The following is a 10,533-nucleotide window of genomic DNA, read 5'->3' as shown; positions in this document are numbered from 1 at the left end:
GCCCGGCCACGGACTCGACATCGAGCAGCTCACGCTGCGGATCAGACCGACCCTGCACACGGGCATCGTCCCAGCGGCCCGAGATCGACTGGCGGTCCGACACCCGAGCTTTTCAGCAGTCTCCTAGAAGACGCTGAGGGTGACGGTCGAGCCCTCCTCGACCGAGGTCCCCGGGCCCGGGTCCTGGTTGAGCACCCGGGGGTTCTCCCTGCCGAACGGGAAGTTCCGCTCGACGTCGACCTCGAGCCCGCGGCGCTCGAGGCGCTCCCGGGCCTCGTCGAGCCGGTCACCGATCACGAGCGGGACGTCGACCTCCTGCGGCGGCTGCACACCCTTGCTCAGCACGAGGGTGACCGCGCCGCCGATCGGCAGTGTGGTACCCGCCGGCGGGTCCGTGCGCAGCACCGCACCCTGCGCCACCGTGGCGCTGAACTCCGCCGCGGACCCGGAGGTCGCGGACGTGAGCTGCGCGGCCTGCAGCTGCTGCTGCGCCGCCTCCACCGTGCTGCCCTCGGCGATCGCCGGGACCACGGGGCGTCCGGTCGAGACGGTGAGGGTCACGGAGCTGCCGCGCAGCAGCCGGGATTCGGGGGCGGGGTCGACGGCGGCCACCCGGTCGGCGGCCACGTCGTCGTGGTGCTGTTCGGTGACCGACCAGGCGAGGTCCGCCTGGGTGAGCAGCTGCTCGGCGGCGGTGCGGTCCAACCCCACGACGGCGGGCATCGACGTCCACCGGCCCGACCCCAGCCACCACGCCGCGCCACCGACGACCAGGCCGAGCAGCAGCAGGAGCACGATCCACAGCGCGAAGACGCGGCGTCCCCGGCGCCGGGCGATCCGGTGGTCCGGCAGCACGCCGAGGCGGGGGGCCGACGCGGTGCCGTGCCGTCCGGCGCGCCCGCCTCGGTCGATCCCGGTCGGCGGGTCGTCGGGCCACTCCGCCCGGCTCAGCGCGCGGGTGCCGCCGGGCCCGGCGGGGTGGGCCGGGGCCTCGAGCGCGAAGCCCTCGGCCGGCACCGTGTCCTGCTCCTCCAGCGGCGGCGCGGGTGGCAGCGGGACCGGCACCTGCGGCACGGCCAGCCACTCGCGCAGCCCGACGAGCTCGCCGAGGAACGCCGCGGCATCGGCCGGACGGCGGGCGGGGTCGCGCGACGTGGCCCGGCGGACCAGGTCGTCGAGCTCCGGCGGGACCTCGGTCGCGACCGCCGAGGGCGGTGGCACGTCGTCGTTCACGTGCCGGTAGGCGACCGAAAGGGGGTTGTCGCCGGTGTAGGGCGGGGCGCCGGTGAGCAGCTCGTAGCAGAGGACGCCGGCGGCGTAGACGTCGCTGCGCGGGTCGGCCTGGCCGGTGGCGACCTGTTCGGGTGAGAGGTAGGCCATCGTCCCGAGGATCATCCCGGCGTGGCTGACCCCGGCCTCGGCCGCCGCGGTGACCAGCCCGAAGTCGGCGACCTTGACGCTCCCGTCCCGCCCGAGCAGCACGTTCTCGGGCTTGACGTCGCGGTGCACCATGCCGAGGCGGTGCGCCTGCGCGAGGCCCGCCAGCACCGGCTCCAGGACCGCGAAGGTCGCCGGCACGCCCAGCGCGCCCCGCCGGCGCAGCACGTCCCGCAGGGTGCCGCCCTCGACCAGCTCCATGACCAGGAACAAGGTGGGCTCGCCGCCGGGCGGCGTGCACCGGCCCTGGTCGTGGACGGCGACGACGTGCGGGTGGTCGATCCGCGCCGCGGAGCGCGCCTCCCGCTCGAACCGGGCCCGGAAGGTCGGGTCCGCCGCCAGCCGCGGATCCATGATCTTGATCGCGACCGGCCGGTCCAGCCGGGTGTCCAGCCCCCGGTGCACGGTGGACATCCCGCCGCGGGCCACCACCGGCCCGATCCGGTACCGCGCGTCGATCAAGGCTCCGGGGGAGCCGGGCGGGGCGGTCACCCCCCGACGGTACCGCCGGGCGAAGTCCGGCCGCGCGTCTCCCCTCGGCGGTCGGTGCTGTGGCATGGTGACGCGCGTGAGTGAGACGAACGGGACGGGCCCCGTCCTGTCCGACGACATCGCCGTCCTGCCGGCCACCGAGGTCGCCGAGATCCTCTCGGTCCCGCGGACCCGCGTGCACCAGCTGATCAAGGACGGCCAGCTGCTCTCGCTGAGGCGCGAGGGCACCACCTGCGTGCCGGCCGACTTCCTCGAAGGCAACGCCGTGGTGAAGGGCCTCTCCGGCACGATCACCGTGCTGCGCGACGGCGGCTACCCCGACATCGACATCCTGCGCTGGCTCTTCACCGAGGACGAGAGCCTGCCCGGCACGCCGATCGCGGCGATCCGGGCCGGGCGGCACCGCGAGATCAAGCGGCGCGCCCAGGCCATGGCGTTCTGAGCGGCTTTCGGGGCGGCATTCCGAACGGAGTTCCGGCCGGAGGTCCGGGCGCGTGACCACCGGCCGGACCCGCGGGCCCCGGGGGCCGTCGGGTGGCGCCGCGGCGGCCCGGACATTGCAGTCGGCGGCGACGTGGGCACGCGGCGCATCAGCCGCCTGTTGGCGGCGTGTCCGGTGTTGCGGTGCGCCCGCTCGTGCGGAGTGGATCCGATTGGCCTGCTTCCGTGAGGAAGTTCATGAAGACGTCGGCGAACTCGCCGGCGCACTCGATCTGCGGCATGTGTCCGGCCCCGTCGAACCGATGTGTTCTGGCATGGGGGAAGAGTGCTCTTCCCCGTCGCAGATGGTGCTCGGGTAGGATCCGGTCCCTCGATCCCCACATGAGCAACATCGGCCTGCAGTGCTCTTCCACGGCTCGCAGCAGCTCGGTTCGCCAGCCGGCCCGCACGCCGCGGATCCCGATCAGGCGGTGCGCGGTCTCGTGAAGGTTCGGCCCGGCGTCCACGCGGCGTGCCAGTTCCACTGCGTGATCGATCCGCGGCCCCGTCGCGTAGGACGAATCCGCGAAGATCAAGCGCTCGGTGAGGAGTGCTGACGCTCTCGTCGTGGTGTTTGCGAGAAGATTGCCGATTCCCGGAACTGCCAGGAGTCGGATCAACGGCGTGACCTCGCGTCCGAATCCTGCGCTGGCAACCAGTGTCAGCGATGCGACACGTTCGGGACGAGCGGCCAGCACGCCCATGGCGACGGCGCCGCCCAGCGAATTGCCGGCGACGTGCCACGGCGACGACGGGTCCACGTCCACCGCGTCGAGTGTTTCGACGGTGGCGGTGGCGAGCGCGGGGATGTCCATCGGGCCCGGCGCGCGCTCGGACATGCCGAAACCCGCGATGTCGACCGCGACGGTCCGGTACGCCTTCGAGAGAAAGGGGAACTGGGATCCCCAATCTTCCAGGCTGCGTCCGATGCCATGGAGCAGGACCACGGTTGGTGCATCGGACGGCCCGGCGACGCGGAGGCGAGTTCGACGTCCGCAGATGGTGGTGACGACGGGATCGTTCACGCGACGCCACCGGTGCGTGCGGCGGATTTCTGGTCGTTCGCGGACGAGCGCGTGAAGTGCAGCGCCGAATCGTCGATCCGGCTGCGGCAGAGTCGCTCCCTGTCGAACGTGTAGCTCTGCTCGACCGTCCACGGCCCGCGCACACCGCGCCTGGGCAGCCGGTGCACGCCACGCTGCATGTAGCCGGACGGGAGGTCGTAGTAGACGTCGGTGGGCATGGCAGGGTCGTCGAGCACCGGCGTGGCGACGTCGTAGGCGTGTCGGTCCATGTACCCGACCAAGCGGCACAGGTATTCGCCCAGCAGGTCCACCTTCAACGTCCATGACGCGTTCGAGTAGCCCAGCGCGAAGACGAAGTTGGGCACGCCGTCGAGCATGGCGCTCTTGTAGACGACGCGTTCGCCCGGAACCACCGGCATGCCGTCGACGACGATGTCGATGCCGCCGAACGCCTGCAAGTTCAGACCGGTCGCGGTCACGATGATGTCGGCCTCGAGCGTGTCACCCGACTTGAGTTCGAGTCCCTCTGCCGTGAAGCGCTGGATGTGGTCGGTGACCACCGTGGCCTTCCCGTCCCGGATGGCCTCGAACAAGTCGTTGTCCGGTACGAGACACATGCGTTCGTCCCACGGGTCGTAGACCGGGTTGAAGTGCACGTCGACGTCGAATCCCTCGGGGAGGGCTCTGGCATTGAGGTGTCGGATGACCCTGCGCATCAGTGCCGGGTATCGCCGACTGGCGGAGTAGAGCAGTTGTTGGCGAAGAAGATTTCGCCGGCGGGAGATCCGGTACGCCAAGGTCGGCGGAAGAATTCTGCGCAGACCGTTGACGAAGGGGTCTCGTCGTGGCATGGAGACGACGTAACCGGGGCTTCGCTGGAGCATCGTCGCATGTGCGCCCAAGGCGGCCAAACTGGGGAGCAACGTCACTGCGGTGGCGCCGCTCCCGATGACCACGACGCGTCTCCCGGCGACGTCGAGATCCTCGGGCCAATGTTGCGGATGGATGACCTCGCCGCCGAAGTCCTCGATGCCGTCGAATTCGGGTGTGTAGCCGGCGGCGTAGTCGTAGTAGCCGGTACCGGCGAACAGGAAGGCGGCGGTCACGACGAACTCGGAGCCGTCCACGACGCGTTCGAGCGTGATCGTCCATCGGGCTTCGGCGGTGTCGAACACCGCGCGCCGCACTTTGTGGCCGAGGTGCAGGTGCGGTCGGAGTCCGTACTCCTCGACGGTCTCGTTCAGATAGTCGAGGATCTCGTCGGCGTCGGCGATCGAGTTCTCCCGATCCCATGGCTTGAACGTGAAGCCGAAGGTCAGCAGGTCCGCGTCGGACCGAATGCCGGGGTATCGGAACAGGTCCCACGTACCACCGATGTCGTGGCGACTCTCGACAACGGCAAATGTCCGACCTGGTTGCGACATCGAGAGATGGCACGCCACGCCTATTCCCGAGATTCCGGCGCCGATGATCAAGACATCCACGTGGTCGAAGGACGGCGGCGGAAGAGTCATGGGGTGAAGGCTCCTCGGGACGGTGCAAGCCAGAAGACGTCCGCGCCTCGTGCCGGCGCGCTCCGACGTTTCTCGGGGCAGTCTGATCGGTGCAACAGTAGGAAGCGCGAACGTTCCGCACCACGGACATCCGAACAACTCGGTGACGAGTTTTTGACCAATCGGCGCAGGCCGTTCGGAGGCGCAGGCGCTCAGGGCCGTGGCGAACGACGGCGCCGGCCCCGGGCGCGGCGACAAGTCGACCAGGCCGGTCGTGCGGCCGGTCCGTCACTCACTTCCGGCGGGCACGGTCGCTCGAACCCTGCACGATCACTTCGGCGACTTCGCGCTCCCGCGGCGTCACGGGATCGGCGGGTACCTGCGACGCGGGGACGACGGAACCCCTTGTCGTGTGGAGGGCCGTCGGCGGGTCCAGACGGCGTGGGCGAGCGCGGGACCCGCCACCGCCAGCCGGCGGCGCTGCGGGACCGAGACCCGGCGGTGCAGGACCTCGTAGCCGGCGGCGGAGATCTCGTCGAGGATCCCGCCGTAGAGCGTGAACGCGCAGCGCACGCAGTCGCGCGAGGCCGGCGCGAGCATCGCGATCCCCGGCTCGGCCCGGCGGTACACCGCGCGCGTGCGGGCGACCAGGTGGGCGAGCGCCCGGCGGACCCGGGGTTCGGTGGTCCGCCGGGTGCGGCACCAGGTCAGCAGCTCCCGGTCCACCCCGAACGCGGCCAGCTCGTCGGCCGGGAGGTAGACGCGGCCACGGTCGAGGTCCTCGCCGACGTCGCGCAGGAAGTTGGTCATCTGGAAGGCCACGCCGAGCGCGGCGGCGTGGGGCGCGGCCTCCGCGGGGGCGTCGGTGCCGAGCACCGGGAGCACCTGCAGGCCGATCACCGCCGCGGAGCCGTGGACGTAGGTGTCGAGCTCGGCCGTGGTCGCGTAGCCGGTGACGTGCGTGTCCATCCGCATCGACGTGAGGAACGGGGAGAACAGCCGCGGGTCGATGCCGTACCGGCGCACCGTGTCGGCGACCGCGGTGACCACCGGCTGGGTGCCGCGGTCGTCGCCGGAGAACGCGCTGACCAGGTCGAGGCCGAGCTCGTCGAGCACCGCCTCGCGCTCCTCGGTGGGGGCGCCGGCACCGAGGTCGTCGACGATCTCGTCGGCGTGCCGGGCGAAGCCGTAGAGCGCGTGGATCGCGGGCCTGCGGTCCGGCGTGAGCAGCCGGGTGGCCAGGAAGTAGGTACGGCCGTACCGGGCGTTGAGCGCCCGGCAGTCGGCGTAGGCCCGGCGCAGCGCGGGATCGGCGATCCCGGCCGCGTCGAGCTCAGCGGCCGCCGACTGCGGCCGCACGGGGAGGCTCGGCGCCGGTCAGCGAGGTCCGGGCCGGGACCGGTTTCGGCCGGCGGAAGCCCAGCGGGTCCGGCCGCAGCAGCGAGCGCGCCGCGATCCAGGCGAGCACGGCGCACGCCGCGAGGTAACCCCAGTTGTAGAGGGCCGCCTCGCCGCTCGGGTAGTAGACGATCATCAGCCACAGCGAGCCGAAGACCAGCCACTGCAGGCCGCGGGCGCTCCACGGGACCATCGCGAGGATCGCCATACCCCAGCTGAGGTACCAGGGCAGGGTGGCCGGGGACAGCAGGGCGACGGCGAGCAGCGCGATGCCGGCGCGACGCACGGCGTCGGGGCCGCCACCGCGGGCGCGCCACCACTGCACCACGACGATCGCGACCAGCGCGGCCCCGCCGATCACGCGGGCCACGTTGATGAAGGGCTGCTTGGGCAGCGGGGCCACGCCGCCGAGGGCGGTGTGCACGAACTCGCCCAGCCCGGTGGGCAGCGACAGCCAGTTGACGATCATCGACGGCGCGCTGAGCGCCGGCAGCCAGCCCAGGTCGACCTGGGCGGCCAGGCTCACGCCCGCGAACACCACGAGGAAGACCGCGACGCTCGCCGCCCCGGCGCGGACCAGCCGCCGCAGGAACGTGCCCTCGAGCTGCGCGGCCCAGATCAGCACCAGGAACGGCAGCGCGACGGCGGCACTGGCCTTGGTCGCCATCGCCAGCGTGACCAGCGCGATGCCGAGCACGTGCTTCCCGCGCAGCATGGCCAGGCAGCCGACGGCCAGCAACCCGACCAGCAGGAGGTCGTTGTGCCCGCCGCCGACCAGGTGGATCACCATCACGGGGTTGGCGACCACGACCCACAGGGCCACCGCCGGCCGCCCGCCGAGGCGGCGGGTGAGCTCCGGCAGCGCCCCGATCAGCAGCACCAGGCCGATGCACATGATCAGCCGCATGCCGATCACACCGACCACCATGTTGGTGCCGGCCTGCACGGTCACCCAGGCCCACGCCTTCGCGATCAGGATGAACAGCGGGCCGTAGGGCGCCGGGGTGTCCTGCCAGAAGTAGTGGACGTTGTCGGTGAAGGTGCCGGGCATCGCCTCCGGCCCGACCCCGTACGGGTCGAAGCCGAACAGCGGCAGCGCACCCTGCGCGAGGTAGCTGTAGACGTCCCGGGTGAACAGCGGCGGGGCGACCAGCAGCGGCAGCATCCACAGGACCGCGGTGGTGAGCACGGCCCGGCCGCCGACACGGCGCGCCAGCACCTCGCGCCCCAGCCGGACCCACGCCCAGGCCATCAGCACCACGCCGACGTACATCAGCGCGGTGGCGAGCTCCTTGCCGTGGCCGTAGCGCCAGAAGCCGAGCGGGCTGTTGGTGAGGATCGGGTCGTGGATCAGCGTGCCGCCGCCGCCCACGCCGCCGACCAGCAGCACGACCGAGGCCGTGAAGCCGAGCCAGAGCGGCGCGCGCGGGGGGTTCCCGAGGCGGGACCAGAAGCCGGGGGCCGGGCGCGCGGCACCCGTCCCGGCGGCCGGTGGCGACTCGCGCTCCCCGTCGTCCGGGGCGAGCGCCGTGGCCGTGGGGACGTCGGTGGGCGCCGGGGAACCTGCCGGGTCGGTCGGCTCCGGCCCGGTCGCCGGTCGGGTGGGCTGCGCGGTCATGGCGAGGCCCGTGCTCGCACGGGCGGCCATTCGGTCCGCTGCGGACCCCGCCCGATCACGGCCCGGTCACGCCCCGGTCACGCGGGCCGCGGCCAGCCGTCCGGAGAGGACGACGGGCGGGATGCCGACCCCGGGCGTGGTCCCGCAGCCCGCGAGGACGACGTTGCCGAACCGGCGCGGAAGGTTCCGGGACCGGAACGGTCCGGTCTGGGCGAAGGTGTGGGCGGCCGAGAACGGCGTGCCCGCGGCGAGCCCCTGCCGCGCCCAGTCCGCCGGGGTGACCAGCGCGGAGACCTCGACGTCGCCGGTCAGCCCGGTGACGCCGCGCTTCTCCAGCACGCCGAGCAGCTCGTCCCGGTACGCCGGGCCGACCCGGTCCCAGTCCAGGCCGGCCCGCTCCAGGTTCGGGCACGGCGCCAGGACGAAGAGCAGGTCCCGGCCTGCCGGCGCGAGCGTGGGATCGGTCGCGGTCGGCCGGGTGACCAGCAACGACGGGTCGCTCATCAGCCGGCCCTCGTCGATGATCTCCGCGAAGGTGCGCTCCCACGCCGCGCCGAAGGAGATGGTGTGGTGCGCGAGCTCGTGGCGCGGCGTGGTCACTCCGAGGTGGGCGACGACCGCGCTCGGCGCCCACCGGACGGGCACCGGCCGCCGCGGGGCGCGGCCGAGCAGCCGGTGGGCGACGGGCAGGTCCGGGGTGAGGACCACGGCGTCGCAGGCCAGGCGCTCCGGGGCGACTCCGTCGCCCCGTTCGGCGGCGGTGTGCCGGACGGCGGTGACGCGCCCGCCGCGGCGTTCCAACCCGGTGACCTCGCGGCCGGTCAGCAGCGTGGCCCCGGCGTCGACGGCGGCGGCCGCGAGCGCGTCGCCCACCTGCCGCATCCCGCCGCGCGGGAAGTACACGCCCGCGATCGTGTCCATGTAGGCGATCACGCCGTAGGCGCCGAGCGCACGGTTCGGCGCGACCCCCGCGTAGAGGGCCTGGAAGGAGAAGATCCGGCGGAGCCGCTCGTCGGGCAGGAACCGGGCGATCCGCGGCCCGAGCCGGCCGAAGCCGCCGAGCGCCGCCAACCGCAGCAGGTCGGGCCCGAGCAGGGAGAACGGCGAGTCGAAGTTCGCCCCGATGAACGAGTCGATCTCGGTCCGGTAGAGGTCGGTCAGCCAGGCGCGCAGCCGCCGGTACCCGTCGGCCGACTCCGGCCCGCAGGTGGCGCGGACCTCGGCCTCCATCGCCTCGGCGTCCGTGTGGACGTCGATGGTGGTGCCGTCGGCGAAGGTGGTGCGGTAGGCCGGGTCGAGCCGGACCAGGTCGAGCCGGGCGGCCAGCGAGTCGCCGACCGCGGCCAGGGCCTGGTCGAGCAGCTCCGGCATGGTCAGCACCGTGGGTCCGGTGTCGACCCGGTAGGTGCCGGACGGGCTGGTCAGGTCCAGCCGGCCGGCGCGGCCGCCCGGGTGGTCGTCGCGCTCCACGATCGTCACCCGGCGGCCCGCGCCGAGCAGGTGCAGGGCCGCGCACAGGCCCGCGAGCCCGGCCCCGACGACCACGACGTGGTCGGTCGGGCCCTCCAGACGTCTCACCGGTGCGTCACCGGTGCCGGCGGGTGGCCTGGACCGCGAGCTCCTGCAGCTCCGTCGCCGCGGGCTCGGCGATGTCGGCGGCCGTGAGCGCGTCGAGCGCGGCCCCGGTCAGCGCCGCGATCCGCTGCTCGACGGCCTGCACCGCGCCCAGCTCGGTGAACACCTCGCGCAGCTGCTCGACCGTCGTGGCGTCGAGGTCGGGGTCGCCGAGCGCCCCGGTGATCAGCGCGCGGGCCGGCCCGTCGCCGGCCCGCTCGAGGGCGAGCGCCACCAGGAGGGTGCGCTTGCCCTCGCGGAGGTCGTCCCCGGCGGGCTTCCCGGTCACCCCGGGGTCGCCGTAGACCCCGAGCAGGTCGTCGCGCAGCTGGAAGGCCACGCCGATGTCCGCGCCGAACCGCCGGTACGCCGCGACCAGCGGCTCCGGCGCGCCGGCCAGGGCGGCGCCCAGGTGCAGCGGACGCTCCACGGTGTAGGCCGCGGTCTTGAAACGGTCGATGCGCAGCGCGGCGCCGGGGGAGTCGTCGCCGGTCGACTGGGTCAGGACGTCGAGGTACTGCCCGCCGAGGACCTCGGTGCGCATGCCGCGCCACGGGTCGCGGCACCGCAGGAGGGTCTCCGCGTCGAGGCCGGACTCGTGGTACATGTCGTCCGCCCAGGTCAGCGCCAGGTCGCCGAGCAGGATCGCCGCCGCGGCGCCGAACCGGGCCGGCGGGCCGGACCAGCCGGCGTCGGCGTGCCGGCCGGCGAACTCCACGTGCACCGTGGGCCGGCCGCGGCGGGTGGCCGAGGCGTCCATCAGGTCGTCGTGCACCAGCGCGGAGGCCTGGATCAGCTCCAGCGCGCTGATCGCCCGCAGCACGGCCGGGGCCTGCGTGCCGGCCGGGTCGCCGCCCGCGCCACGCCAGCCCCACCAGGCGAAGGTCGGGCGGATCCGCTTGCCCCCGCTCAGGACGAACCGGACGAGCGAGTCGACCGCGTCGGCGAACACCGGGCCGATCGCCGAGGCGTCCTC

8 protein-coding genes are annotated in these 10,533 nt (G+C 73.3%); 1 reads left to right on the top strand and 7 read right to left on the bottom strand.

All coding sequences use genetic code 11. The features are described from left to right. Positions 1-123: 123 nt before the first annotated feature. Positions 124-1,929, bottom strand: coding sequence for a Stk1 family PASTA domain-containing Ser/Thr kinase (gene pknB / locus LWC35_RS38100; protein ID WP_232875431.1), 1,806 nt, complete (start codon positions 1,927-1,929; stop codon positions 124-126). Between the two features lie 76 nt (positions 1,930-2,005). On the opposite strand from pknB, the gene LWC35_RS38095 reads away from it, so the two are divergent. After that, a complete protein-coding gene (locus LWC35_RS38095) occupies positions 2,006-2,371 on the top strand; it encodes an Rv2175c family DNA-binding protein (RefSeq protein ID WP_232875429.1) in 366 nt (121 codons plus the stop codon). Between the two features lie 148 nt (positions 2,372-2,519). Here LWC35_RS38095 and LWC35_RS38090 read toward each other — a convergent pair whose 3' ends face one another. The 6 genes from LWC35_RS38090 to LWC35_RS38065 form a co-directional block, all read right to left on the bottom strand. Further along, positions 2,520-3,434 (bottom strand): alpha/beta fold hydrolase, encoded by a 915-nt coding sequence (locus tag LWC35_RS38090; protein ID WP_232875428.1) that lies wholly within the window; start codon positions 3,432-3,434, stop codon positions 2,520-2,522. Beyond that, positions 3,431-4,948 (bottom strand): flavin-containing monooxygenase, encoded by a 1,518-nt coding sequence (locus tag LWC35_RS38085; RefSeq protein WP_232875426.1) that lies wholly within the window; start codon positions 4,946-4,948, stop codon positions 3,431-3,433. Before LWC35_RS38085 ends, LWC35_RS38090 begins: the two co-directional genes overlap by 4 nt. A gap of 339 nt (positions 4,949-5,287) precedes the next feature. Beyond that, on the bottom strand, positions 5,288-6,286 hold the full coding sequence (locus LWC35_RS38080; protein ID WP_232875424.1) for a phytoene/squalene synthase family protein: 999 nt from the start codon (positions 6,284-6,286) through the stop codon (positions 5,288-5,290). Next, positions 6,261-7,943, bottom strand: a complete 1,683-nt coding sequence (mptB, locus tag LWC35_RS38075; protein WP_232875422.1) for a polyprenol phosphomannose-dependent alpha 1,6 mannosyltransferase MptB — start codon at positions 7,941-7,943, stop codon at positions 6,261-6,263. Before mptB ends, LWC35_RS38080 begins: the two co-directional genes overlap by 26 nt. Positions 7,944-8,009: 66 nt before the next feature. Further along, the gene (crtI, locus tag LWC35_RS38070) at positions 8,010-9,521 is read right to left on the bottom strand and encodes a phytoene desaturase family protein (RefSeq protein WP_232875420.1); all 1,512 of its coding nucleotides are present in this window, start codon (positions 9,519-9,521) and stop codon (positions 8,010-8,012) included. 7 nt (positions 9,522-9,528) lie between these two features. After that, positions 9,529-10,533, bottom strand: a 1,005-nt coding sequence (locus LWC35_RS38065) for a polyprenyl synthetase family protein (RefSeq protein WP_232875419.1), incomplete at its 5' end; no start/stop codon positions are given.

It is taken from the genome of Pseudonocardia kujensis (assembly GCF_021283305.1).
Taxonomy (GTDB): domain Bacteria; phylum Actinomycetota; class Actinomycetes; order Mycobacteriales; family Pseudonocardiaceae; genus Pseudonocardia; species Pseudonocardia kujensis.
Note: the sequence above shows the minus strand (reverse complement) of the source record. Positions and strands in the feature narration are given on the sequence as shown.

What these genes read in the sequence shown, in the direction of transcription:
- LWC35_RS38085 (WP_232875426.1), bottom strand. Translation starts at nt 4,948, where the DNA reads ATGACTCTTCCGCCGCCGTCCTTCGACCACGTGGATGTCTTGATCATC.
- mptB (WP_232875422.1), bottom strand. Translation starts at nt 7,943, where the DNA reads ATGACCGCGCAGCCCACCCGACCGGCGACCGGGCCGGAGCCGACCGAC.